Annotated in this window: 23 protein-coding genes; 9 read left to right on the top strand and 14 right to left on the bottom strand. The window is 61.4% G+C overall.

The genetic code is table 11. The features are described 5' to 3' along the window. The first annotated feature begins 424 nt into the window (after positions 1 to 424). Positions 425 to 2,365, top strand: coding sequence for a M23 family metallopeptidase (locus AF337_RS15890; RefSeq protein WP_049732796.1), 1,941 nt, complete (start codon positions 425 to 427; stop codon positions 2,363 to 2,365). Positions 2,366 to 2,446: 81 nt separating this feature from the next. Here the strand turns inward: AF337_RS15890 and clpB are convergent, their stop codons facing one another. From clpB to AF337_RS15860, 6 genes are all read right to left on the bottom strand, one after another. Then, positions 2,447 to 5,047 carry an ATP-dependent chaperone ClpB gene (clpB, locus tag AF337_RS15885; RefSeq protein ID WP_049732795.1) on the bottom strand — a complete coding sequence of 867 codons (2,601 nt, stop codon included), beginning with the start codon at positions 5,045 to 5,047 and terminating at the stop codon, positions 2,447 to 2,449. A gap of 251 nt (positions 5,048 to 5,298) precedes the next feature. Next, entirely contained in the window at positions 5,299 to 6,033 is a 735-nt protein-coding gene (locus AF337_RS15880; RefSeq protein WP_049732794.1) for a DUF4167 domain-containing protein, read from the bottom strand. A 343-nt stretch (positions 6,034 to 6,376) separates the two neighbouring features. Next, the gene (gene prmC / locus AF337_RS15875; protein ID WP_049732793.1) at positions 6,377 to 7,237 is read right to left on the bottom strand and encodes a peptide chain release factor N(5)-glutamine methyltransferase; all 861 of its coding nucleotides are present in this window, start codon (positions 7,235 to 7,237) and stop codon (positions 6,377 to 6,379) included. Beyond that, positions 7,234 to 8,313 (bottom strand): peptide chain release factor 1, encoded by a 1,080-nt coding sequence (gene prfA / locus AF337_RS15870; protein WP_049732792.1) that lies wholly within the window; start codon positions 8,311 to 8,313, stop codon positions 7,234 to 7,236. The genes prmC and prfA overlap by 4 nt, the downstream gene beginning before the upstream one ends. A 29-nt stretch (positions 8,314 to 8,342) precedes the next feature. Beyond that, positions 8,343 to 10,610 (bottom strand): phosphoenolpyruvate--protein phosphotransferase, encoded by a 2,268-nt coding sequence (gene ptsP / locus AF337_RS15865; protein ID WP_049732791.1) that lies wholly within the window; start codon positions 10,608 to 10,610, stop codon positions 8,343 to 8,345. A gap of 89 nt (positions 10,611 to 10,699) precedes the next feature. Further along, positions 10,700 to 11,974, bottom strand: a complete 1,275-nt coding sequence (locus tag AF337_RS15860) for an aspartate kinase (RefSeq protein WP_049732790.1) — start codon at positions 11,972 to 11,974, stop codon at positions 10,700 to 10,702. Positions 11,975 to 12,271: 297 nt separating this feature from the next. Here AF337_RS15860 and ubiG point away from each other — a divergent pair, with 297 nt between their 5' ends. The 3 genes from ubiG (at position 12,272) to AF337_RS45435 (ending at position 13,647) form a co-directional block, all read left to right on the top strand. Next, a complete protein-coding gene (gene ubiG / locus AF337_RS15855; protein ID WP_049732789.1) occupies positions 12,272 to 13,018 on the top strand; it encodes a bifunctional 2-polyprenyl-6-hydroxyphenol methylase/3-demethylubiquinol 3-O-methyltransferase UbiG in 747 nt (248 codons plus the stop codon). Between the two features lie 62 nt (positions 13,019 to 13,080). After that, a complete protein-coding gene (locus AF337_RS15850) occupies positions 13,081 to 13,353 on the top strand; it encodes a type II toxin-antitoxin system ParD family antitoxin (protein WP_049732788.1) in 273 nt (90 codons plus the stop codon). An 87-nt stretch (positions 13,354 to 13,440) separates the two neighbouring features. Next, positions 13,441 to 13,647, top strand: a complete 207-nt coding sequence (locus AF337_RS45435; protein WP_244471267.1) for a type II toxin-antitoxin system RelE/ParE family toxin — start codon at positions 13,441 to 13,443, stop codon at positions 13,645 to 13,647. 4 nt (positions 13,648 to 13,651) lie between these two features. Here the strand turns inward: AF337_RS45435 and AF337_RS15845 are convergent, their stop codons facing one another. From AF337_RS15845 to AF337_RS15830, 4 genes are read right to left on the bottom strand one after another with little or no spacing between them, the layout of a single operon-like run. Next, positions 13,652 to 14,080: a DUF1178 family protein gene (locus tag AF337_RS15845; RefSeq protein ID WP_049732787.1), complete on the bottom strand. Its 429-nt coding sequence runs from the start codon at positions 14,078 to 14,080 to the stop codon at positions 13,652 to 13,654. Then, complete coding sequence (locus tag AF337_RS15840; RefSeq protein ID WP_049732786.1) at positions 14,077 to 14,949, bottom strand: carbon-nitrogen hydrolase family protein; 873 nt, start codon at positions 14,947 to 14,949, stop codon at positions 14,077 to 14,079. Before AF337_RS15840 ends, AF337_RS15845 begins: the two co-directional genes overlap by 4 nt. Before the next feature lie 10 nt (positions 14,950 to 14,959). Continuing rightward, complete coding sequence (grxC, locus tag AF337_RS15835) at positions 14,960 to 15,217, bottom strand: glutaredoxin 3 (RefSeq protein WP_049732785.1); 258 nt, start codon at positions 15,215 to 15,217, stop codon at positions 14,960 to 14,962. Between the two features lie 32 nt (positions 15,218 to 15,249). After that, complete coding sequence (locus AF337_RS15830) at positions 15,250 to 16,026, bottom strand: ComF family protein (RefSeq protein ID WP_049732784.1); 777 nt, start codon at positions 16,024 to 16,026, stop codon at positions 15,250 to 15,252. A 77-nt stretch (positions 16,027 to 16,103) separates the two neighbouring features. Between AF337_RS15830 and AF337_RS15825 the strand changes: the two genes are divergently transcribed. Then, complete coding sequence (locus tag AF337_RS15825; RefSeq protein ID WP_049732783.1) at positions 16,104 to 16,988, top strand: methyltransferase domain-containing protein; 885 nt, start codon at positions 16,104 to 16,106, stop codon at positions 16,986 to 16,988. Between the two features lie 15 nt (positions 16,989 to 17,003). Here AF337_RS15825 and AF337_RS15820 read toward each other — a convergent pair whose 3' ends face one another. The 3 genes from AF337_RS15820 to AF337_RS15810 all read right to left on the bottom strand — a co-directional run bounded on the left by AF337_RS15820 (position 17,004) and on the right by AF337_RS15810 (position 18,748). Then, entirely contained in the window at positions 17,004 to 17,171 is a 168-nt protein-coding gene (locus AF337_RS15820) for a Flp family type IVb pilin (protein ID WP_049732782.1), read from the bottom strand. 70 nt (positions 17,172 to 17,241) lie between these two features. Beyond that, positions 17,242 to 17,559 carry a hypothetical protein gene (locus AF337_RS15815; RefSeq protein WP_003582564.1) on the bottom strand — a complete coding sequence of 106 codons (318 nt, stop codon included), beginning with the start codon at positions 17,557 to 17,559 and terminating at the stop codon, positions 17,242 to 17,244. A gap of 283 nt (positions 17,560 to 17,842) precedes the next feature. Continuing rightward, positions 17,843 to 18,748 carry a helix-turn-helix domain-containing protein gene (locus AF337_RS15810; RefSeq protein ID WP_049732781.1) on the bottom strand — a complete coding sequence of 302 codons (906 nt, stop codon included), beginning with the start codon at positions 18,746 to 18,748 and terminating at the stop codon, positions 17,843 to 17,845. A gap of 315 nt (positions 18,749 to 19,063) precedes the next feature. On the opposite strand from AF337_RS15810, the gene AF337_RS15805 reads away from it, so the two are divergent. Then, positions 19,064 to 20,098 (top strand): carbon-nitrogen hydrolase family protein, encoded by a 1,035-nt coding sequence (locus AF337_RS15805; protein ID WP_049732780.1) that lies wholly within the window; start codon positions 19,064 to 19,066, stop codon positions 20,096 to 20,098. 43 nt (positions 20,099 to 20,141) lie between these two features. Here AF337_RS15805 and AF337_RS15800 read toward each other — a convergent pair whose 3' ends face one another. Further along, complete coding sequence (locus AF337_RS15800) at positions 20,142 to 21,023, bottom strand: LysR family transcriptional regulator (protein WP_049732779.1); 882 nt, start codon at positions 21,021 to 21,023, stop codon at positions 20,142 to 20,144. Between the two features lie 94 nt (positions 21,024 to 21,117). On the opposite strand from AF337_RS15800, the gene AF337_RS15795 reads away from it, so the two are divergent. The 3 genes from AF337_RS15795 to AF337_RS15785 all read left to right on the top strand — a co-directional run bounded on the left by AF337_RS15795 (position 21,118) and on the right by AF337_RS15785 (position 23,454). Continuing rightward, positions 21,118 to 21,786, top strand: coding sequence for a DsbA family protein (locus AF337_RS15795; RefSeq protein ID WP_049732801.1), 669 nt, complete (start codon positions 21,118 to 21,120; stop codon positions 21,784 to 21,786). A gap of 30 nt (positions 21,787 to 21,816) precedes the next feature. After that, entirely contained in the window at positions 21,817 to 22,425 is a 609-nt protein-coding gene (locus AF337_RS15790; RefSeq protein WP_049732778.1) for an NAD(P)-dependent oxidoreductase, read from the top strand. Between the two features lie 120 nt (positions 22,426 to 22,545). Further along, a complete protein-coding gene (locus tag AF337_RS15785; protein ID WP_049732777.1) occupies positions 22,546 to 23,454 on the top strand; it encodes an MBL fold metallo-hydrolase in 909 nt (302 codons plus the stop codon). Positions 23,455 to 23,515 lie beyond the last annotated feature (61 nt).

The following is a 23,515-nucleotide window of genomic DNA, read 5'->3' as shown; positions in this document are numbered from 1 at the left end:
GGTCGCCAGCAGCGCCGCCGCCCTCGTTCAGTGAGTGGGCTTATAGAACTAACCCTCCCGAGCAGTCAACAGGCCATTTCGAAAAAACTGATCTTTCTTACATGTTATTGTTTTTACATGATAATTTTTAGATGGCGTCGAAATGGGTTCGTTTCCCGGATTCCGACCCGCCTGTCATGGCCCGGAAAATGAACCTCTTTCGACTTTTCGGGGGAAGAACGCTCTTTCGTCTCTCCACGCCCCGACATCATCACAATCTGCTGGTCTTAAGGGACACATGATTCATACAGGCAGATGCAGGCAGACGGCCTTTCCCTGAGCGATTTGACTTCCATGCCCAAAATATGCACATCTTTCGCCCCAGCCAGGATGGCCGAGCAATGCTTCCAGAGACGCCTGATGTAAGGACGCGGACCCGACTGCCATGATGACGGAGAAAATGATGATCCGCTCGTTGGGCAACGAGCCTCCGCTTCTGGCCGACGGCAGGCGTGCGCCCGACCGCCGCGAAGTGTCTCTGCGCTGGCTCTCGGGTACGTTCCTCACCGGCATTACATCCTCGGTTCTGATGGGCGTCGCGCTGTTTGCCGCCCTTGACGGCCGCCAGCAACTGGCAATTCCGGCCGAGGCCTATGCGAGTGCTGCCGCAGACGCGCACGAGGATACGACTGTGGTGCGCGGCGGAAGGCTGATTGCACCCGCCATCGCCGCAAAACCGTCCGACCGGGCCATCATGGAAGTTTCGACCGTCGTCCACGACGGCGAAAAGGAAGTTGTGCGCCGCCAGCCCTTCGCGCATGTGAAGATGACGCTGGCCGCCAACCATGTGGCCACCGAAGACTATCCCGACTTCGATCCCCTGGCGATCTTTTCCGCCGACGAGCCGCAGCCCGCCCCGCAAAGCCGCACCGGCGCGCTCTACGGCTCCGATGTCGAATCCGAAGTCAGCCTGAAGACTATTTCCTTCCCGACCGGCAAGACCAGCATGAAGATGGCGTCCGGCCTGTCGCTCGAGGAAGTCGAAGAGAACGTACGCTCCAACGGCTCGGTGCTGACGGACGGCAACACCCAGCTTGCAGCTCTCTATTACGTCGATCCGCGCCGTTTCTCCAACGAGGATGCCGATGTCGACCTGACAGCCGGCCTCTCCGCCCGCGTGCTCGAACAGAACATGACTGTCTCCGCATCGGAATCGATCACGCCGCAGACCGAGGAATTCGCCGACGATATCCTGCCCGTCCGCGCCGATACGCCGATCGCCAAGGCACTGACGGATTCAGGCTATCCGCAGCAATATGCCGATGGCATTGCCGGCTTTATCTCGCAGCAACTGGGTTCCACCGATCTCGACAAGGGCGACGTGCTGCGCATCGGCATCATCCAGAAGGGCGAACAGGCAAAAATCATCCGGGCCAGCGTCTATCGCGGCACGCGCCATCTCGTCACCGTGGCCGTCGACGACAAGGGCAGATACGTGCCCGGCAGCGAGCCACCGATGCTGGATGCCATCGCCACCGCCTTCGATGACAATTCCTTCGCGCCGCCGCCCGGCCAGAACCTGCCGCGCGTCTATGACGGCATCTATCGCGCCGCCCTTTCCTACGGCATGACCAAGGATATGACGGCGCTGATCATCAAGCTGCTTGCCAGCAATGTCGATTTCCAGGCGCAGTTGCGACCGACCGACAATCTCGAAGCCTTCTTCTCCGTCGCCGACAGCGCCGGTCAGGCGACCGAGGATTCCGAACTGCTCTACGTCAACGCCCGCTTCGGCGACACGCAGACGCGCTTCTACCGCTTCCAGGATCCGGACGACGGCACGGTCGATTATTTCGACGAGAACGGCAAGAGCATTCGCCAGTTCCTGCTGCGCAACCCCGTCCCGAACGGCATCTTTAAATCGGGCTTCGGCATGCGCCGTCACCCGATCCTCGGTTTCGCCCGCATGCACACCGGTGTCGATTGGGCAGCACCCCGCGGCACCGCAATTATTGCCGCCGGCAACGGCACTGTGGAAAAAGCCGGCTGGGATTCCGGCGGTTACGGCAACCAGACGATCGTCCGCCATGCCAACGGCTATGAATCCTCCTATAATCACCAGAGCGCCATCGCCAAGGGCGTCGTCCCCGGCGCCAAGATCCGCCAGGGCCAGGTGATCGGCTGGGTCGGCACGACGGGCGAGTCCACCGGACCGCATCTGCATTACGAGCTGATCGTCAACGGCACCAAGGTCGATCCCTTGCGCATCCGCCTGCCAGGCGGCAAGTCGCTGCAGGGCGAGGCGCTGGCGAAATTCGAGGACGAGCGCAAGCGCATCGATACGCTGCTGAACAACCAGGCCTCGGATCAGGTCGCGAGCAAGTAATCATCAAGCCTCGCGTCGTCTCGCCGGTCGACAAAAAATGGCGGCCGAAACCGCCATTTCTCATTCTTCCGGCAAGTCAGGCTATGCCGCCTCGTTCACCGTCTGCCGCGTCCTGAACTGCAGCCGGTCCGAACCGCTCGTCACCTTCACTGTCGATCCGTCCGGCACCTGGCCGGACAGGATCTGCTCGGCGAGTGGATCCTGCACGAATTTCTGGATCACCCGCTTCAGCGGCCTTGCGCCATAGACCGGATCGTAACCCTTGTTCGCCAGCCAATGGCGGGCTTCGTCGTCGAGATCGATGACGATCTTGCGCTCGGAGAGCAGCGCCACCAGCCGCTTAAGCTGGATATCGACGATCGCGCCCATCTCCTCGCGCTTCAGGCGATGGAAGAGGATGATCTCATCGATGCGGTTCAGGAATTCCGGCCGGAAATGCCCGCGCACGACCTCCATCACCTGATCGCGAACCGTATCGCTGTCGTCGCCGTCCTTGAGCTGCGTCAGATATTCGGCGCCGAGGTTCGAGGTCATGATGATCATGGTGTTGCGGAAATCGACCGTCCGGCCCTGACCATCAGTCAGGCGTCCGTCGTCCAGCACCTGCAGCAGGATGTTGAAGACGTCGGGATGTGCCTTTTCGATCTCGTCGAACAGCACGACCTGATAAGGCCGGCGGCGCACGGCTTCCGTCAGCGCTCCGCCTTCATCATAACCGACATAGCCGGGAGGCGCGCCGATCAGCCGGGCAACGGAGTGTTTCTCCATATATTCCGACATGTCCATGCGCACCATCGCCGTTTCATCGTCGAAGAGGAAGCGGGCGAGCGCCTTGGTGAGCTCCGTCTTGCCGACGCCGGTCGGGCCGAGGAAGATGAACGAGCCGATCGGCCGGTTCGGATCCTGCAGGCCGGCGCGCGCGCGCCGCACCGCCCGCGACACGGCCTGAACCGCATCACCCTGGCCGATCACCGATTTCGCCAGCTCGTCTTCCATCCGCAGCAGCTTGTCGCGCTCGCCCTCCAGCATCCTGTCGACCGGAATACCGGTCCAGCGGGAAACGACATGGGCAATGTTGTCGGGGATCACCACCTCCTGCACCATCGCGCCGCGTTCGCCATCCTGCTTTTCGGCGTCGACCAGTTGCTTTTCCAGATCCGGGATGACGCCATAGGTCAGCTCGCCGGCGCGCTGGAATTCACCCTTTCGCTGGGCGATCGCCAGTTCGTTGCGGGCATCGTCGAGCTGCTTCTTGAGATCGGCGGCAAGGCCGAGCTTCTGCTTTTCCGCCTGCCAGCGGGCCGTCAGCGCATCGGCCTCCTCTTCGAGGCCGGTGAGTTCGGTTTCCAGTCGCTTCAGCCGGTCGGCCGAAGCGACGTCGGTTTCCTTCTTCAGCGCCTCGCGCTCGATTTTCAGCTGGATGATGCGGCGATCGAGTTCGTCGAGTTCCTCAGGCTTGGAATCCACCTGCATGCGCAGCCGCGCCGCCGCCTCGTCCATCAGATCGATCGCCTTGTCCGGCAGGAAGCGGTCGGTGATATAGCGGTTGGAAAGCGTTGCCGCCGCTACCAGTGCTGCATCGGCGATGCGGACCTTGTGATGCTGCTCGTATTTTTCCTTGAGGCCGCGCAGGATCGAGATCGTGTCTTCGACCGTCGGCTCGTCGACGACCACAGGCTGGAAACGACGGGCAAGCGCCGGATCCTTCTCGACATGTTTGCGATATTCGTCGAGCGTGGTCGCACCGACGCAATGCAGCTCGCCGCGGGCAAGGGCGGGCTTCAACAGATTGGAGGCGTCCATCGCCCCGTCGGCCTTGCCGGCGCCGACCAGTGTGTGCATCTCATCGATGAACAGGATGATCTCGCCGTTTTCGGCCTGGACCTCGTTGAGCACGGCCTTCAGCCGCTCCTCGAATTCGCCGCGGTATTTCGCACCGGCAATCAGCGCGCCCATGTCGAGCGCCATCAGCTTCTTGTCCTTCAGCGATTCCGGCACGTCACCATTGACGATGCGCAGCGCCAGGCCCTCGACGATTGCCGTCTTGCCGACGCCCGGCTCGCCGATCAGCACCGGATTGTTCTTGGTGCGGCGCGAAAGCACTTGAATGGTGCGGCGGATCTCGTCGTCGCGGCCGATCACCGGGTCGAGCTTGCCCTCGCGGGCTTCGGCGGTGAGATCGCGGGCGAACTTCTTCAGCGAATCGAAACCCTGCTCGGCATTGGACGAATCCGCCGTCCGGCCCTTGCGGATGTCATTGATCACCTGGTTCAGGCCCTGAGCCGTCACACCTGAATTCTTCAGCGTCGAAAAGGTCGAGGCCGAGGATTCGATTGCCAGCGCCTGCAGCAGGCGCTCGACGGTGACGAAGCTGTCGCCGGCCTTCTTCGCCGCCTCTTCGGCTGTTGAAAGCACCTTGGCGAGCGGTTGCGCCAGATAGATGTTGCCGTTGCCGCCGGATATTTTCGGCAGTTTGGCCAGCGCCGTATCATTGGCGAGGCGCGCAGCCTTGGCATCGCCGCCGGCGCGCTCGATCAACGACGCCGCCATGCCCTGGTCGTCGTCGAGCAGGACTTTCAGCACATGTTCGGGCGAAAATTGCTGGTGACCCTGCGCCAGCGCATAGGTCTGCGCCGACTGGATGAAGCCGCGCACCCGCTCGGAATATTTCTCGATATTCATATTCTACCTCCATGGATCGCCCTGCCCTGACGAGGCGCAGACCGATGATTGAGATCGACCCCCTGAAAAGGCAGGCCGCGCCTGGCCCATCTCTGATTTGGGCGAAGCATTCGAGGAGAATATGGTAGCCTGTTCTGCGAGTTTAAAGAGCCGATAAAACGAAAATCCCCGGCGCGAGGCCGGGGATTTTCATTGCAATTCTAACAGATGGCATGAGCCTCACGCTTCCCCCGAAAGGAGACGCGAAATCCTCATTCCGATGCGGCGTCGGCCAGCACCGGCGCCTCGCCGGAGGCACCCTCGCCGTCAGCTGCGGCTTCGCCCTCGGCGCCGCGACGCGGGCGGCGGGGACGGCTGCCGGTGCTGCGGCGGCGGGGCTGGCGCTCGCGCGGCTGGCCGGCGGAGCCTTCCTCGTCCATGGCGACCTCGGCCGGAATGCCTTCGATCTCCGGCTGCGGGCCGGTTCCATCGATGACCTCGGCCTGGGGCGCCACCGGCGCCGGGGCAGGAGCCGGCTGAGGCTGGGGCTGCGACTCAGGTCGCGGCCGCGGCTGATGCTGCCTGTTCTGCGGCGGCTGGACGACGACGACATCATCACCGTCATTGTCGTTGTTATCGATCTCGTCGCCGTCGCGGTCTGCGGCGTCATTGTATTCGCCGCGATCGTCGCGCTGGAAGCGTTCCTGCATCTGCGCCTGGGCGCTGGCGATGATACGATTGTAATGTTCGGCGTGCTGGAGATAGTTCTCGGCAATCACGCGGTCGCCGGAGCTCTGGGCGTCGCGGGCGAGTTGCGCGTATTTTTCGGCGATATGCTGGGCAGTCCCGCGAATCTTCACATCGGGGCCGGAGCTGTCATAGGTCCGGGTCAGCGGATTGCCGCCCTTGCGGTTGAAATTGTTGTTATTGTTATTTCCACCGCCGCCGTTGTTATTATTGTTGTTACCACGCCCTCGACCGCGCTTGTTCTGCTGTCCTGGCCTCATAGATCGTTCACCTGAATTCTCTGTTTGTGATGGATACATGGCACCAACCGCCATGACCGGAAAACCGGGTCAGGACCTTTGTGCCGCGAGCATACTGCGCCTGTGCGCCGACCTGCCGCTTGGTTCTCAAGTCAGTTTGACTGATTCACGCGTTGGGTCGTGTTCAACCGTTGAAACTCTCGTTTAAAAGAGCGGACCCCCGAGGCAAACCAAGTACCGAACGAATCTCGTTCATTCCTATCTGCCCAACACGTGTCCGCAACCTATATTGCTTCCCTGGGAAATCCAAGCCTTTTCTTCGCAATAACAATAATGTCCCGTTCAATGCAGCAATTATCGCCTGTCACGCGAGCGCGAACACGAGCACCCTATCGTTCTGACCATAATCTTTTACGGATTTGAGGCACTTGAAGCCTTTCGCTTCAAAGATCGCCGTCACATCGTTCCGCTGATCGTAACCGATTTCCAGCCCGACGACCCCATCGGGCCTCATGAACCTTGCCGCATCCTTGGCGATGGCGCGGTAGGCGTCAAGCCCATCCGGACCGCCATCCAGTGCCGCGACCGGATCAAATTTCGTCACTTCGGGAGCGAGATCGTGAATGACATTGGAAGCAATATAGGGCGGATTTGAGACAATCGCGTGAAACGAACCCTGGATGCTCTCGAACCATCTCGACTGTACGGCCTGAAAACGATCCTGCAACCCGTTGCTTTCCGCATTCGATCTTGCCGTGTGAAGTGCATCCGCCGATATGTCACTGCCGACACCCGACGCATCAGGACATTCGCTCAAAAGCGCAAGGCATATCGCCCCGGTCCCGGTTCCCATGTCAAGGATATGGAGATGGCCTTGCGCCTTTGCAAGGTCCTTGAGACACGCAAGCACCGTATCGACCAGGATTTCCGTATCCGGCCGCGGCTCCAGCGTTTCCGTCGACAGCCGAAGCGGCAGACCGTAGAACTCCCGCTCGCCGAGAATGCGATGCACCGGCTCATGGCCAAGCCGCCGCTCGAGCGCCTTGGACACCATCTCGGCCTGCTCAGGCGAAAGCCTCTCGGCCGATCGTGTCAACAGCTCGGTCGGCGATAGCTTGAGCAGGCCCGCGACAAGCAGCCGCGCATCGGTCGCCGGATCGACGATACCAGCTTCGGTGAAGCGGCGGCGCGCTTCGGCAAGCGTATCGGCGACCGTCGGGCTCATTGCTGTTCGCCGAGCTGCGCCAGCTGGCTTGCCTGATAATCGGCCATCAGCGCATCCACCACTTCCTCGATCTCGCCTTCCATCATCCGGTCGAGCTTGTAGAGCGTCAGATTGATGCGATGATCGGTGATGCGCCCCTGCGGGAAATTATAGGTGCGGATGCGTTCCGAGCGGTCGCCGGAACCGACCTGGCTCTTGCGGTCGGCCGAGCGCTCGCTGTCGGCCCTCTGCCGCTCGGCGTCGTAGAGCCTGGAGCGCAGCACCTGCATCGCCTTGGCGCGGTTCTGGTGCTGCGATTTTTCCGAGCTGGTGACGACGATGCCACTCGGCAGATGGGTGATACGCACCGCCGAGTCCGTCGTATTGACGTGCTGGCCGCCGGCACCCGAAGAGCGCATCGTATCGATGCGGATATCCTCCGGCCGGATCTCGATGTCGATCTCCTCGGCCTCCGGCAGCACAGCCACCGTCGCGGCCGACGTATGGATGCGCCCGCCCGCCTCGGTCTCAGGCACACGCTGCACGCGATGCACGCCGGATTCGAACTTCAGCTTGGCAAAGACCCCCCTGCCGGTGATCGTCGCGATAATTTCCTTGTAGCCGCCGGCTTCGCCCTCGCTTGCCGAGAGCACCTCCACCTTCCAGCCTTTCTCCGCCGCGAAACGCTCATACATGCGAAAGAGGTCGCCGGCAAAAAGGGCCGCTTCCGATCCGCCCGTGCCGGCGCGAATTTCGAGGATCGCGCTCTTTTCATCGGCTGCGTCCTTCGGCAGAAGCAGGATCTGCATCTCCTGCTCGAGCGCCTCGATCTGCTCTTTCACCTCGGGCAGTTCCAGCTCGGCGAGGTCGCGCATCTCGCGGTCGACCGACTTGTCCTCGAGCAGCGTTTCGAGATCGGCAAGCTCGGCGTTCGCCTTCTCATAGGCGCGGATCTTGGTCACGACAGGCTGCAGCTCGGAATATTCGGACGCGAGCTTCACATAGACGTCGGCGGCCGGGCCGGCCGACATGCGCGCCTCGATCTCGCCGAAACGGCGTTCCAGCTCGCGCATCTTTTCAACGGGAAGCTTCGCCACCCTTCACTCCGATTCTTCTTAACGTCTGCCTAAAGGGGAATATTGTGGCTCTCGGCGAAGCGGGCAAGCACCTCGCGCATCGGCACCATGGCGTGGACATCGTCCAGCACCTCGTTCATCGCCGTTGCCAGCGCCCCGACATCGAGCCCGAGCAGCATCGCCTTCACCGGTCCGATCGAGGCCGGCGACATCGAGATCGAACGGAAACCGATACCGAGCAGCGCCATCGCCGAGATGGGTTTGCTGGCGAGTTCGCCGCAAAGCGTCACCGGCGTCTTGTTTCGGTCCGCCCCGCGCACGATATCGCGCAGAATGCGCAAAAACGGTTTGCCGAGCGGGTCGAAGCGGTCTGAGACCCGCGCATTGCCGCGATCGACCGCCATCGAGAACTGGAAGAGGTCGTTCGAACCGACCGAAACGAAATCGACCGCCTCCATCAGTTCATCGAGCTGCCAGAGCAGTGCAGGCACCTCCAGCATGGCGCCGAATTGCAGCTTGCGCGGCAGCCCGTGGCCGAAGCGCGAGAGATGCTGCACTTCCTTCTGCAGCAGCTCGCGCACGATCTTCAGCTCGGAAACCTCGGTCACCATCGGCACCATCAGCTTCAGCTCGGTATCGGCCGATGCCTTCAAGAGGGCACGCAGCTGGGTGCGCAGCAGTCCCGGCCGGTCGAGCGACAGCCGGATGGCGCGCCAGCCGAGTGCGGGATTTTCTTCCTCATGGCCGCGGAAATACGGCACGACCTTGTCGCCGCCGATATCGAGTGTGCGGAAGGTGACGGTACGGCCCGCCGCCTGTTTTATCACATTGCGATAGAACTGCTCCTGCTCTTCCGCCTTCGGCATGGTGGAGGCGATCATGAACTGCAGTTCGGTGCGGAACAGGCCGATACCCTCGGCACCCGATTCCGAAAGCTGCGGCAGGTCGACCAGCAAGCCCGCATTCATCATCAGCGCGATCCGCTGCCCATCCTTGGTCACCGGCTCGACGGCGCGCAGCGCCCGGAACTGTTCCTGCCGCCTGGCGCGGAAGCGAACCTTTTCCTCGTAGGAACGCCGATGATCGGCCATCGGCCTGAGATGCACATGCCCCTCGTCGGCATCGATGATCACGGCATCGCCGTTCTCGGCGAGCGCCACCACACCGGCTGCCTGGCCGATAACAGGAATACCCATGGCGCGCGCGACGATCACCACATGGCTCGTCACCGCGCCTTCTTCCAGCACCAGCCCGCGCACATTGGCACGCGGATAGTCGAGCAGCTCGGCAGCCCCCATGGCGCGCGCCAGGATGACCGCGTCGTTGGGGAAACCTTCGGCGGTCGTCCGCCCGGTGTACCCGGTCAATTGTCTGAGCAGCCGGTTCGCCAGATCCTCGAAATCATGCATGCGTTCGCGCAGATAAGGGTCGGTCAACCGCATCATCCGCGCCTTGGTGTCGCTCTGCACCTTCTCGACCGCCGCTTCCGCCGTCAGGCCGTTGCGGATCGCCTCCTCGAGCTTGCGCACCCAGCCCTGGTCATGCGCAAACATGCGATAGGTTTCGAGCACCTCGCGGTGTTCGCCCTCCATCGACACGTCGCGGCGCGACAGCATGTCGTCAATCGAGATCCTCAGCGAGCCCATGGCTTCGGCGAGCCGCCGGATTTCCTTCTCGGCATCTTCGTTGAGCAGATTGGTGACGACGATGCGCGGCTCGTGCAGCACGACGTAACCGAGGCCGATGCCGTCATTATAGGTGTCGCCGTCGACGGTCACCGACCGCGTCAGGTCGAGTTCGAGGCCCGGCTTGGTGATCTTCTTCAGCTCGCCGGTGGCGATCATCTCGGCCAGCACCATCGCCGTCGTCTCGAGCGCTTCCACCTCTTCTTCGCGATAGTTGCGGCTCGCCTTGTTCTGCACGACGAGAACGCCAAGCGAACGCCCGGTCCGGAGGATCGGCACGCCGAGGAAGGAATGGTAGATTTCTTCACCCGTTTCCGGCAGGTAGCGGAAGGCAGGATGCGACTGCGCATCGGAAAGGTTCAGCGGCTGCGCCGAAGCGGCGATCGTGCCGACCAGGCCCTGCCCCATCTTCAGTTGCGCCAGATGCACGGCCTCGCGGTTGAGGCCTTCGGTCGCATAGAGTTCGAGCACGCCGTCGGCGCGCAGCACGTAAACGGAGCAGACCTCGGCCACCATGTTGCCGGCGATCTGGCGAACGATCCGGTCAAGACGATCCTGCGGCTCCAGCGGCTCCGCCATCAACTCGCGCAGCCGCCTGAGCAGCACGCGCGGACCGCCGGAAAGGTCTCTCATGGCGTCTCAAGCTCCCGAAACAACGCACTCAGTCCCGGCGGGCCGGCCCTCGTCTCCTCAACCTGAAGGGGCAGGCCGCCCACTGGGAATCAATTCTTATCCAGACCGTAGCAGGAATGCAAAGTCCTGACAGCGAGTTCTGCATAAGGACCGTCGATCAGGATGGAAATCTTGATCTCGGAGGTGGTGATCGCCTTGATGTTGATGCCTTTTTCGGCAAGTGCACGAAATGCGGTAGCGGCAACGCCGGCGTGGCTGCGCATGCCGATGCCGATGACCGAGACTTTCACCAGCCCCGATTCGTTTTGCACGACGTCGTAGCCGATCTTCTCCTTATGGTCGCCGAGCACCTTGATCGCCTTCTCGACGTCGCCCGACGGCACGGTGAAGGTCATGTCGGTCTTCGACCCGTCCTCGGAGATATTCTGGACGATCATATCGACATTGATATGGGATTCGGCGAGCGGTCCGAAGATCGCCGCGGAAACGCCCGGCCGGTCGGCAAGACGGCGAAGCGAGATCTGAGCCTCATCCTTGGCATAGGCGATGCCGGTGACTACTTCCTGTTCCACGATTTCATCCTCGTCACAAATCAGCGTTCCGGGCGGGTTTAGCAGATCGCCCATGCCCGGAGCATCGGGATCTTCGAAAGACGAGCGCACGAAGGTGCGCACCTTGTGCACCATGGCCAGCTCGACCGAGCGCACCTGCAGCACCTTGGCGCCGAGCGAGGCCATTTCGAGCATTTCCTCGAAGGCGATCTTTTTCAATCTGCGCGCCTTCGGCACGATGCGCGGATCGGTCGTGTAGACGCCGTCGACATCGGTATAGATATCGCAGCGATCCGCCTTGACAGCTGCCGCGATCGCGACGGCCGAAGTATCCGATCCGCCGCGCCCGAGCGTCGCGAGGCGGTTGTCCGGTCCCAGTCCCTGGAAGCCGGCGATGACGGCAACCTGGCCCTCGCCCATCCGCTTGACGATGTCGGAACCGTCGATCTCCAATATCCGCGCCGCGCCGTGCGCATTGTCGGTGCGGATCGGGATCTGCCAACCCTGCCAGGAGCGCGCATTGATATCCATCGCCTGCAAGGCGATCGCCAACAGCCCCGAGGTGACCTGCTCGCCGGAGGCGACCACCGCGTCATATTCCCGCGCATCGTAAAACGGCGAATTGGCGCCGATCACCTTCGGCATGCCCTGCACCCAGCCGACCAGTTCATTGGTCTTGCCGGACATGGCCGAGACGACGACCGCCACCTCGTGGCCGGCATCGACTTCGCGTTTCACATGGCGGGCGACATTCTTGATGCGGTCCAGGTCAGCGACGGACGTGCCGCCGAATTTCATTACGATGCGTGCCATATGCCTCTACCACGACTGGCGCCGGGAAAGCGGAAAACCGGACCCGGCATCACGAAAGCTCTGGAGCGGAGCGCTTGGCCGAAGAGCCGGCTCCCGATTTCTGGAACCGCTCTAAAAGCCCGGGTCCCCAAGGCCCCAAGTTGCGGCGTCTCTTAGCGAGTTTGGCGGGGGGAGGCAAGCGCGCGCGATAAAAGCGATTGGCGAGCGGCTCCGCCCTCATCGGTCCTCCGGTCTGCGCCCCTTGACTTATGCCCCCGATCATCCGACTTCACGTGTCAGGAACGCAAGGAGTGGACGATGACGGAAGGCGCCAGAAGCACGATCGACCAGGGCGAAGTGGACCGCTTCTCGGCGATGGCGGCGGAATGGTGGAGCCCGACCGGCAAATTCCGGCCGCTGCACAAGTTCAATCCCGTCCGCCTCGCCTATATAAGAGACAAGGCCTGCGAGAATTTCGGCCGCGATCCGAAGAGCGCGCGCCCGCTGGAAGGTCTGCGCGTCCTCGATATCGGCTGCGGCGGCGGTCTGTTGTCCGAACCCGTCGCCCGCATGGGCGCTTCCGTCACCGGCGCCGATCCGTCCGAAAAGAATATCGGCATCGCCTCGACCCACGCCAAGGCCTCCGGCGTTTCGGTCGACTACCGCGCCGTCACCGCCGAGGAGCTGGCGGACTCCGGCGAAACCTTCGACATCGTCCTGAACATGGAAGTGGTCGAACACGTCGCCGATGTCGAGTTCTTCATGACCACCTGCGCAAAAATGGTCCGCCCCGGCGGCCTGATTTTCGTCGCCACCATCAACCGCACGATGAAGGCGGCAGCGCTTGCCATCTTTGCCGCCGAGAACATCTTACGCTGGCTGCCGCGCGGCACCCACCAGTATGAAAAACTGGTGCGCCCGGAAGAGCTGGAAAAGCCATTGGCGGCAAGCGGTCTCGAGATCACCGACCGCACCGGCGTCTTCTTCAATCCGCTGTCGAACCAGTGGAACCTGTCCAAGGATATGGACGTCAATTATATGCTGCTGGCCAAGCGCGGGGCGTAGAGCAGCGTCCTTGCGCCCGGAAAGTTGTGGTAAGGTGATCCGGTCATCCGAAGGGAAAACCGATGGGCGAAGCCGCAAAAGTTACCGTTACCCTCGAGCCTCGTCTCGAAGAATATGTGCGCGACGAGGTCGCCCGCGGCGCCTATAAATCGAGCAGCGACTATATCGAGAGTGTGCTCCGCGAGCGCTACGACAATGATCGACGCGTTCACGAACTGGAAGACGAGTTACAAAAGGGCATCGACGATCTGGAAGCGGGACAACTCATGTCCCTCGACGAGGCGTTCGATAGTGTCTACGCGGAACTTGGTCTGGACAAGCTCCGCGCTCGATGAAGGTTGCTTTTCCCGAGCTGCCCGCGCCGATCTGCTCACAATCGTCGGTACATTCTTGAACAAAATCCGGCACGCGCTTTGGCATTCATGGACGAGTTGCACTCCGCATGTGGGGAGATTGCAGACATGCCGCATGCCTTTGTCGAACTTCGGTTGCCACGACTGACAGGGGTTCGCAGGCGTCTTTTCGGAAACTACCTAATCTTCTATCGAATTGAGGATTCGACCGTGCAAGTGATGCGCATCCTCCATGGTGCGCGCGATTACGCCCGCATCCTGCGACGGATGAGTTGAAATCTTAATTCACATCCTCGGGCAGCACCGGAATGGCGGCGATTTCGATGCCCTCTTCGAGCAGCGCCTGCGCCTCGTCGACCGTCGCCTGGCCGATAATGCCGCGGGCATCCGCCTCGCCATAATGGATCTTGCGGGCTTCCTCGGGAAACTGCGCGCCGACATCCTCGGAATTGGCCTTGACCGCGGCGACCGCTTGCTTGAGCTTTTGCAGTGCCTCCTGGCGCATGGCATCCATCGCCAGGGTCTGCCTCTCGTCTTTCTTGCGCGCCGTCGATACCGAAGGCGCCATCAGGAGCTTGGAGACAGCAGCGGAATGACAGACCGGACAGGTCAGGAAACCGGTCGCGACCTGGCGATCGAAATCGGCGCTTTCGGAAAACCAGCCTTCGAATTCATGGGCATTGTCGCAAGTGAGGGAATAGCGGATCAAGCGGCGACGCCTCCTGCGACTGCCCCCGCAATCTTCTCGACCGAGAATTCCCGGCCGTTCCTGAGGTTCGGGATCTTGTCATGCGCGGCCTTGACCGCGGCGGTATCGATCTCGGCAACGATGACCGCCTCGCCAGTGGCGCCGGCCGATGCCAGCACCGTGCCCCAGGGATCGACGATCATCGAATGGCCGAAGGTCTCCCGGCCGTCCTCGTGCCGCCCGTCCTCATGCCGGCCGGCCTGCGCGGCGGCGATAACAAAGACGCCGTTCTCGATTGCGCGCGCCCTCAGCAATATCTCCCAATGCGCCTCGCCGGTCTGTTTGGTGAAGGCGGCGGGGACCGTCATCACCTCGGCGCCGGCAATCGCCTGGGCGCGGAAGAGCGCCGGAAAACGCACATCGTAGCAGATCGCAAAGCCCATTTCGGCAAAGGGCAGCGACAGGACGCGCGCCTCCGAGCCGGCCGTATAGGCCGCACTTTCGCGCCAGCTCTCGCCGTTGTCGAGGTCGACGTCGAACATATGGATCTTGTCGTAGCGGTTGAGGATCTTGCCGTCGGGCCCGAACAGGAAACCGCGATTGGCGATCTTGCCGTCGGAAAGCGCGATCGCCGTCGAGCCGACATGCATGTGGATGGCGAATTCCCTGGCAAGCTCGGAGCCGGTCCTGACGATGATGTCATGCGCCTCGTCCGCAAGCACGGCGCGCGCCGCGGCCCGGTCGCGCTGCAGCATGCCGGTCATCTCGGGCGTCTGCACATAGGTGGCACCCTGGGCGGCGGCCTCGCGCACCAGCCGCGCCATGGCGGCGGCATTCTTCACCGGATCGACCCCGGAGCACATCTGGACGGCGGCGGCCTTGAAGCTCATCGGTTCGTCCTCAGGCCGCCAGCATCGGATCGAGCTTGCCGGCCCGATCGAGCGCGAAGAGATCGTCGCAGCCGCCGACATGATCGGCACCGATGAAGATCTGCGGGAAGGTGGTACGGCCCTTCGACTTGCCGATCATTTCCTGGCGAAGGTCCGGTGAATATGTCGCATCATGCTCGACGTAGTCGACACCCTTTTCTTCGAGAAGGGACTTGGCGCGGGTGCAATAGCCGCAGAACTGCCGTGTATAGATGGTGACGGGTACCATAATCTCTCCAGACCGATGCCGGGGTATTTCTGTCATATAGGCTCGGAGAGAGCCCTTGCAAAGGTCAAAACCGTTATCTCGGCCGCACCTGCCTTGCGCAGCGTCCGGCTTGCCGCGGCGACCGTCGCCCCTGTCGTATAGACGTCGTCGATAAGGACGATGCGCTTGCCGAAAATGTCGTTTTCGCAACCCTTGGCAATCGCGAATGCGCCCCTGACATTGTCCTCGCGCGCCTTCGCGCCAAGGCCGACCTGCTGGCTGGTGCGCTTGACGCGCACAAGCGTGGCGGCAAGCAGCGGTTTGCCGGAGAGCTTTGCCGTGTGCCGGGCGAGCTCGGCTGCCTGGTTGAATTTGCGCGTCAGCATGCGGGTGCGGTGCAGCGGCACCGGGATCAGCGCATCGCAGCTTTCGACCGTCCCGTCGGCAGCGCGCAGCATCCAGGCAGCCATCATCGGTGCCAGATCGGTGCGATCGCGATATTTCAGCCCATGAACGAGATCGCGAACTGCGTGATCATGGGTCGCAGCCGAGCGCAGCCGGTCGAAGGGCGGCGGGTTGGCGATCGCCTCGGCGCTGAGGATGCCGGCGCCGAGATCGTGCGAGAAGGGACTGCCGAGCACTTCGCAATAGGGCCGTTCGATGAAACGGATGCCGGACCAGCATTTTGCGCAGAGCCCGCGATGACCGCCGGTGGAAATGCCGCAGACGGAACAGGTGGGCGGATAAAGGAAATCGGCGAGCGCCGAAAATGGCCGCAAGAGCTGCGCCCGCAAGAACTCCACTCGTGTTTCGCCATCGATCGGCCCCATGGCGTGGAGACTAGCCTGTTCTCCTCCAAAGGAAAATCGCCTTGCTGCTATTACGGCGCGGGACTAAGGACATCGTCATGGAAACGATCTTCGACAAAACCCTGATCGCCGCGCATCGCCATCGCGCGCTTGCCAATAACGACCCGAAAGCCGCCTTCCTGCTCGACATTGCCGCCGAGGAAATGGCCGAGAGGCTTGCTGTGGTCGAGCGGATCTTCGACACCGCCGTCGAACTGCATGGCGCGACTGGGGCCGCCGGCCGTGCCGCGCTGGCAACGGGCAAGGTCGGCACGATGATCCGCGTCGAGAGCGAAAAAGCCTATGCCGGCCCAGGCGAAACCGTGATCGAGGCGCCGCTCGAGGACGTGCCGCTCGAACCGCAATCGGCCAATCTCATCCTTGCGCCGCTCAGCCTGCATCTGACCAACGATACACCGGGTGTTTTCATCCAGATCCGCCGCGCCCTGAAGCCGGACGGCCTGTTCCTGGCCGCGATCCCCGGCGCCGGAACCCTACAGGAACTGCGCGACGTGCTGCTGGCCGCCGAGGTCGAGATGACCGGCGGCGCCAGCCCGCGCGTCATTCCCTTTGCCGATGTGCGTGATATCGGCAGTCTGATGCAGCGCGCCGGCTTCACGCTGCCGGTGATCGACGCGGAAAACTACACGGTACGCTATGATTCGCTCTTTCCGCTGATGCGGGATCTGAGAGCCATGGGCATGAGCAATCCGCTTGCCGCCCGCGGCCGGGTGCCGCTGACGCGCGCCTTCTTCCTGCGCGCAGCAGAGATCTATGCCGAGCGCTATTCTGATCCCGATGGCCGCATCCGCGCGACTTTCTCGATCGTCTATGTCTCGGGATGGGCACCGCACGAGAGCCAGCAAAAGCCGCTCAGGCCGGGTTCGGCCAAGGCACGCCTTGCCGATGCGCTGAAGGTGTACGAGCACAAGCTCAGGCAGTAATGGCCGGCTGCTTCGTCAATTCACGGTCATATTGTTGCCGACCACGTTGAAGATTTCCTGCAATTTGCCGCTGAAAATTCCGAGAGCGGAGACGATTGCGCCACCGATCAGAGCAGCGATCAGGCCATACTCGATGGCCGTCGCACCTGTGTTATCTGCAAGAAATGCTTTCAAAAGACGCATTACCCCAACCCTTAGCGCGAACCGACAGCAAACGAGCATTCCACGGCCATCGGGCGATGGCCGGCATTTTTCAGCAACCGGCGCCGACGCCGTAGCCCTGGACGACGCAGACCGAGCCGGGCGTATCCTGGAGGACGCTGCGGCGGATCGTATAACGCTTGCCGCTTTCGCTCTTCGGGATCGATCCCGTCGTCATCGTATCGAATTCCGCCGGCGCGCTGGCAAAGACGCTCTTCTTCGAGGAATCCGCAAGCATCGGCGTCAGGATAAGCGTCAGGGCGACCACCGCCGTGCCGAACAGAAGGGCGATATTGAGCGCACCCGTCCTGCGCGAGGCAGACGAAACCCGTTCCTTTTCCCGGACAGCTTTCCAGAAATCATCGTCCATGACGTCAAGCCTTTTAATACACGCACGCCAGATGCTTGATTGAGGCCGATCTTTGGCAGAAGGTGTTAAACGATCCATTAATATCCACAGCCGAAAACGCTGCGGCGTGATAATAATCAGGTAATGCTAATACATATCATCGGGTGCAGTGTCCCCCGTTGAACCACATACGCAAAAATAAAGACCCGTAGCGCGAGTAGCGAATCTGGATGATCGCAACGCGCTTTAGACTGCACAAGTTCGCACTTCCTTTGCAAAAGCGGTAGACCGTATTGGTGCCTGCTTATGACTTGTCGCGTCCCGTACTGCGCCGCCATTCACTCGGGGTGGCCGAAAATCTGATACGAAACATGCGGTTGAAATAGGTTAGATCGTTAAATCCCGAAGTGAGCGCGATTTCGGTAATGGATCGCCGAGCAAAGGCCGGGGAACGCAGCTGTGAGGCTATGTGATCCAGGCGCCTCTGCAGCAACCAAGCTCGCGGCGTCGTGCCATTCTCTTGGAACAAGCGCTGCAGGGTCCTGAGCGACATGCCTTGCTGTCGCGCGTATGCCGCGAAGTCGAAGCCATCGTCCAATACCTGATTTGCCAGATTGGCCACGATGCGCTCGAATGTAGGCGAAGACCGAGCGTCGTTACCCTCGCCAAGAAGGGCCAATGCAGTTGCGATCAAATCGGCGCCTGCCACCTCGAAGCTCTCCACGGCATCAGACGAAAGAGATTGAGCGTGCCCGGCAAGCAGGTTTACAAAGCCGGCCACGAGCGCGCCGGGTCCGCTGGCTGAATCGTATGCTCGCGCCGTCATTTGCGATAGCCGCGGCGTCCTGCATTCCATCAGCGCGCGGGGCATGCGGAAGACCATTTGTTCGAACGGGCCATCGGCATGAAGGCGATATGGGCGGGTCGAATCATAAACCGCGAACTGGCCGGGAAGGAGCTCCGTCCTGCGATCGTCCTGCTCCAGATACCAACGCCCAACGCGCATGAAAGACAAAAGCAAATATTCGCTACGGTCACTTCGAACCAAGGCCGGCGTCCGCTCCGTGATCTGCGCCGTCGAATTTACAAGCGTGAAGCGTGGCGACCCGGGAACGATCTGCGCCACCGAACCGTAAAATTCAGATGAGTCCGAACGGCTTTCCAGTCGCACATAGTTCGACCAGAGTTGGTCGCGCCACGTGCCAAGCATTTCCGCGGATCCAGTTCCCACCGTCGTTTCTCTAAACTCTGTCGCCCCAGTCTGCACACTATGGCGCGTCAGTCCTAGCCGCGCAACGGCCGGAGGGTCATTGTCGCTTCCACGTCCGTCTCAAAAGCCTCCTCGATAAGAAAGGGGGAGAGCCGGAGGGGACACTTGGCTGTCGGAGGCATCCGGCAACGAAATCATGCCTTGCACGAATAGCTGGCAGCCACGGGCGCCTCGAAAAGTCATGCGCGAAAACCGGCTGAACCGGTCGGGTCGCGGTGTTCGATAGTTTGGACTGAGCACTCTGGAGGTTACGACATGAAACCCATCAAAGCGGCGGCGGTGCAGGCCGCGCCAGTATTCCTCGATCTCGAGGCATCAATCGACAAGGCGGAAAGACTGGTTGCCGAGGCTGCGGCCAACGGCGCGAAGCTGATCGCATTCCCGGAAACCTGGCTGCCGGGCTATCCTCTGTTCATCTGGCTCGGTGCTCCGATCGAGGCCATCCCGTTCATACCGCGTTATCATGAGAATAGCATGGCGGTTGATTCGCCGCAGATGCGCAGGCTGCAAAGGATCGCCCAGAAGCACGAGATCACCATGGTCATGGGCTTTTCCGAGCGCGACGGCGGAAGTCGCTACATGTCCCAAGCAATCATCGGCGAAAACGGAGATCTTCTACTCGTCCGTCGCAAGCTCAAGCCCACTCACGTCGAGCGCACCGTCTTCGGCGAAGGCGATGGCTCCGATCTCGCAGTCGTCGACACCGCATTCGGACGGCTCGGCGCTTTGAACTGCTGGGAGCATATTCAGCCACTCGTCAAGATGGCCATGTATGCGCAACATGAAGAAGTGCATGTCGCCGCTTGGCCGAGCTTCTGCCTCTATCGCGATCTAGCCTATGCATTGGGCCCGGAAGTGAATTCCGCTGCCACGCGGCTCTATGCCGTGGAAGGAAGTGCCTACGTGCTCGCTTCCTGCGCGGTCATCAGCCAGGAAATGTTTGACGTGCTGGCTGACACGGAACAGAAGGCCTATCTGCTCAATCCGCACACGTCGAAGCCGGGTGGCGGTTACTCAATGATCTACGGTCCGGACGGAAGGGCTCTGTGCGATCCGCTGCGGGACGACGAGGAAGGGATCCTCTATGCCGATCTCGATCCGGCGATGATTGCCATTGCGAAGGCCGCGGCCGATCCTGCTGGGCACTATTCCCGAGCCGATGCGGTGCGCCTCGTCGTAAACCGCGAGAGACGTCGGGTAATGACCGAGCTGAATGTCTCACCGGAGACACGCTTCACCCCTGTCCCACTCCTCGACAATGCTGAGGCGCCAGCCGAAGCGGCGAAATAGCTGACCGTGCGCCCGGGGTTCATGGCCCTGGGCGGAATTTCTGCTACTTGTCCCGTAGCCGCGTCGCCAGGAAGTCGATGAGTGCCCGAGCGGCCATTGGAAGGTGCCTTCGGGATACATAGAGCGCATGGATGCCGAGCGTGTTCGGCTCCCAATCGGGCAAGACCACCACGAGCCTGTTCGTCTGAACCTCCGGATCGGCGGCAAACCGCGGCAGCATTGCGATGCCGAGATCGGACAGCGCCGCGCACTTCAGGGCAAGAGCGTCATTGGTTTGGAAGCCTCCCAGCACGGGAACGACAACCTGTGCATCGTGATTTTTCAGAGTCCATTCTGTCCCTCCAAGGTGTGTGTAGGTGAGACACCTATGGGCGTTCAGATCCTCTGGTCTGGTTGGTATTCCATACTCCGTCAGATAGCGCGGCGAAGCATAGAGCCGCGACGGGCACTGTCCCAGGCGTTTTGCGATCAACGACGGGTCCAGGTGGTTGGCGATCCGGATCGCCACATCGATGCGGTCTTGCACGAGGTCGACGGTGCGATCTGAAATCTGCAGATCGATCCTGATGCGCGGATAGAGCTCCGCAAACTTTGAAAGGAGCGGGATAAGCTGTGCCTCCGCCAGGATGCTTGGCGCCGTCACCCGGAGCAGTCCGTGAGGGGTATCGGCGCGGCTTGCGACTTCCGTCACTGCGTCGGCGACACGCACTATTTCCCGGCATAATTCGAGAACGCGTTCTCCGGCGGACGTCAAGCTGAGCTGCCGCGTCGTTCGGTGAAGCAGCCGCGTGCCGGACCAGTCTTCCATAGAGGCGATGTAGCGCGATGCCATTGCCCTGGACATGCCCAGTTCTTCAGCCGCGGCGGAGGCGCTCCCTCGCTCGACTGTCTTTAGGAGGACTTGTGCCGCGACCACCCGATCCATTTATTTGCTCGATCCATGCAACATTCTGTGGCGCATATTGGCCTTTATCTTCGATTTTTGCAACATTATATTCGCCTTAACAAAAGGACGTGACATGAAAACCGACATCGAGCTTCAGTACTATTTCGACCCCCTCTGCGGCTGGTGCTACGCAAGCGCCCCCGCGCTGGCCGGTCTTGCCGAGAATTTCTCGGGTCAACTCAAGATGTTTCCCTCCGGCTTGTTCGTCGGAGGCAGGCCGATCTCCTCGATATCAGACCATGCCTGGCGCAACGATCAGAGAATTCAGGCTCTCACAGGGCAGCGTTTCTCTGAAGACTACCTCCAGAACGTCCTACTGGCACCGAACGGCGTTTTCGACTCGGGACCTGCGACGCGTGCCCTCACTGCACTTGGGGAACATGATGCGATGCTCGAGCCTCGTTTCCTGCACGCCATCCAAATCGCCCGCTATCTCAAGGGGCGCGACACGTCCAACATTCAGGAGGTGGTGACGGTCGCCGTCCAGGTCGCTGCCGAGCATGACATCGAACTGACTGCCGGGACCTTCGCTGAAAGGCTCCGGAACGACTCCGCTCTTCAGGAGCGCACGCTGGAGCGGATGGAAGATACGCAGCGTCAGATGAACATCCTCGGCATTCGCGGTGTCCCACAGCTTGTCGCCCTCATCAACGGCGAGGCCCGCGTCCTCAGCGGCGAGGCCCTGTATCACGGTCCGGCTCACCTCATCGCAGCGCTCGACGAGCTCTGTGCAGACGCATGAAACATCAATCCCAACACTAGGAGTAATAGCATGAAAATCGCTCTTATCGGAGCTTCCGGTCAGGCCGGCTCCCGCATCCTGTCCGAATTGTCAGCGCGCGGCCATACCGTCACCGCGATTGCCCGAGATCCCTCCAAGGTCGCATCTCTCCCGCACATCACCGCCGCCTCAGGCGACATCGAGGCACCGGAAGCTCTGGCAGGGGTTCTGGAAGGGCATGATGCAATCATCAGCTCGGTGCATTTCTCCGCCAGCGACCCGGACAAGCTGCTTGGCGCCGTCAAGGCCTCCGGCGTTCGTCGCTACTATGTGGTGGGCGGGGCGGGCAGCCTCGAAGTCGCTCCAGGCGTCCTCCTCGTGAACACGCCCCAGTTTCCGGCGATCTACAAATCTGAAGCGCAGGGCGGCGTCGACTACCTGAACAAGCTCAAGGCTGAAAACGACATCGACTGGACCTTCTTGTCGCCGTCGGCTGCATTCGTACCCGGCGAGCGGACCGGCACTTTCCGCCTCGGCAAGGACGCACTCCTGACGAACGAAAACGGCAGCAGCATTTCCTTCGAGGACTTCGCCGTCGCCCTCGTTGACGAGATCGAAGCCCCGGCCCATGTCAGACAGCGTTTCACCGTCGGCTATTAATCCGATCTTCCAAATCTGAATCCTTCACTGCAGCGTGGTCGACACCCTTCGGGTGTCGGCTGCCGCCGGCCCCTTCCGCCTTCGGGCAGGATCGACTCCCCCAACCACGTGAATTAGAAAATGATCAACAGACGCACCACCCTCAAGACGATCGCCGCAGCAGTTGCTGTCATGCTTCCCCTCGCTACATCAGGTGTCGCGCAGCAGGAGAAGCCCGCCCTGTCATGGACGGCCTTCAAGGCCGGCGAAGCGGGCTTTCTGCGCGCTCCGGTCCTTGTAACCGGCAAGACGGAAGCCGTACTCATTGACTCGAGCTTCAGTTTTTCGGACGGCAAGGTCGTAGCGGATGCCATCAAGGCCAGCGGCAAGCACCTGACCACGATCTATATCACCACCAACGATCCCGACTACTATTTCGGCCTCGCGCCCGTGCATCAGGCCTTTCCGGATGCTCGCATCCTCGCTGCTCCTGACACCGTTGCGCTGATGCGGAAGAAGGCCGAAGGCAAGATCAAGGCATGGTCGCCTGTTCTGGGCGACAACGGTCCGAAGTCGGTCTCCGATCTCATTTTCCCGGAAGCGAGCGATATTGACACGCTGTCCGTCGATGGCGAGAAACTCGAAATCGTCACCGCGCCGGGTGTCAAGGATCGCGGTCGCTATATCTGGGTGCCGTCCCTCAATGCCGTGTTCGGCGGCGTGGCGGTCTTCGGCGGCATGTATCCCTGGGTAGCCGATCTTCCGACAATCGAGGAACGAAAGGCTTGGCGCGCGGCGCTTGACGACATCCTCGCCCGCAAGCCCAAGATCGTCGTACCGGGTCACGGCACGACCACGTGGCCGACGGATGTTTCCGGCGTCAGCTTCACCCGCGATTACCTGATCGCATTTGACGCCGAAGCAGCCAAGGCCGCGGACTCCAAGGCATTGATCGCAGCCATGAAGAAACTCTACCCCAAGGCCGCTATGCCGATTTCCCTGGAACTGGGCGCGAAAGTCGCCAAGGGCGAAATGACCTGGGGTCAGTGAGAAGAGCGGCAAAACTCGCGGCTATCCAGGCCGCGAGTTCCAAAGCATGATGCCGAAAAGT

Origin of the sequence: Rhizobium ecuadorense (assembly GCF_001187535.1) — a bacterium.
In the GTDB taxonomy this organism is placed as follows: domain Bacteria; phylum Pseudomonadota; class Alphaproteobacteria; order Rhizobiales; family Rhizobiaceae; genus Rhizobium; species Rhizobium ecuadorense.
This window is presented reverse-complemented; position numbering and strand designations above follow the sequence as displayed.

What these genes read in the sequence shown, in the direction of transcription:
- AF337_RS15860 (WP_049732790.1), bottom strand. Translation starts at nt 11,974, where the DNA reads ATGGCACGCATCGTAATGAAATTCGGCGGCACGTCCGTCGCTGACCTG.
- AF337_RS15795 (WP_049732801.1), top strand. Translation starts at nt 21,118, where the DNA reads ATGAAAACCGACATCGAGCTTCAGTACTATTTCGACCCCCTCTGCGGC.
- ptsP (WP_049732791.1), bottom strand. Translation starts at nt 10,610, where the DNA reads ATGAGAGACCTTTCCGGCGGTCCGCGCGTGCTGCTCAGGCGGCTGCGC.
- AF337_RS15800 (WP_049732779.1), bottom strand. Translation starts at nt 21,023, where the DNA reads ATGGATCGGGTGGTCGCGGCACAAGTCCTCCTAAAGACAGTCGAGCGA.
- AF337_RS15890 (WP_049732796.1), top strand. Translation starts at nt 425, where the DNA reads ATGATGACGGAGAAAATGATGATCCGCTCGTTGGGCAACGAGCCTCCG.
- AF337_RS15805 (WP_049732780.1), top strand. Translation starts at nt 19,064, where the DNA reads ATGAAACCCATCAAAGCGGCGGCGGTGCAGGCCGCGCCAGTATTCCTC.
- AF337_RS45435 (WP_244471267.1), top strand. Translation starts at nt 13,441, where the DNA reads ATGGACGAGTTGCACTCCGCATGTGGGGAGATTGCAGACATGCCGCAT.
- grxC (WP_049732785.1), bottom strand. Translation starts at nt 15,217, where the DNA reads ATGGTACCCGTCACCATCTATACACGGCAGTTCTGCGGCTATTGCACC.
- ubiG (WP_049732789.1), top strand. Translation starts at nt 12,272, where the DNA reads ATGACGGAAGGCGCCAGAAGCACGATCGACCAGGGCGAAGTGGACCGC.
- AF337_RS15825 (WP_049732783.1), top strand. Translation starts at nt 16,104, where the DNA reads ATGGAAACGATCTTCGACAAAACCCTGATCGCCGCGCATCGCCATCGC.
- AF337_RS15820 (WP_049732782.1), bottom strand. Translation starts at nt 17,171, where the DNA reads ATGCGTCTTTTGAAAGCATTTCTTGCAGATAACACAGGTGCGACGGCC.
- prmC (WP_049732793.1), bottom strand. Translation starts at nt 7,237, where the DNA reads ATGAGCCCGACGGTCGCCGATACGCTTGCCGAAGCGCGCCGCCGCTTC.
- AF337_RS15840 (WP_049732786.1), bottom strand. Translation starts at nt 14,949, where the DNA reads ATGAGCTTCAAGGCCGCCGCCGTCCAGATGTGCTCCGGGGTCGATCCG.
- AF337_RS15810 (WP_049732781.1), bottom strand. Translation starts at nt 18,748, where the DNA reads ATGCTTGGCACGTGGCGCGACCAACTCTGGTCGAACTATGTGCGACTG.
- AF337_RS15785 (WP_049732777.1), top strand. Translation starts at nt 22,546, where the DNA reads ATGATCAACAGACGCACCACCCTCAAGACGATCGCCGCAGCAGTTGCT.
- AF337_RS15880 (WP_049732794.1), bottom strand. Translation starts at nt 6,033, where the DNA reads ATGAGGCCAGGACAGCAGAACAAGCGCGGTCGAGGGCGTGGTAACAAC.
- AF337_RS15790 (WP_049732778.1), top strand. Translation starts at nt 21,817, where the DNA reads ATGAAAATCGCTCTTATCGGAGCTTCCGGTCAGGCCGGCTCCCGCATC.
- AF337_RS15850 (WP_049732788.1), top strand. Translation starts at nt 13,081, where the DNA reads ATGGGCGAAGCCGCAAAAGTTACCGTTACCCTCGAGCCTCGTCTCGAA.
- AF337_RS15815 (WP_003582564.1), bottom strand. Translation starts at nt 17,559, where the DNA reads ATGGACGATGATTTCTGGAAAGCTGTCCGGGAAAAGGAACGGGTTTCG.
- AF337_RS15830 (WP_049732784.1), bottom strand. Translation starts at nt 16,026, where the DNA reads ATGGGGCCGATCGATGGCGAAACACGAGTGGAGTTCTTGCGGGCGCAG.
- clpB (WP_049732795.1), bottom strand. Translation starts at nt 5,047, where the DNA reads ATGAATATCGAGAAATATTCCGAGCGGGTGCGCGGCTTCATCCAGTCG.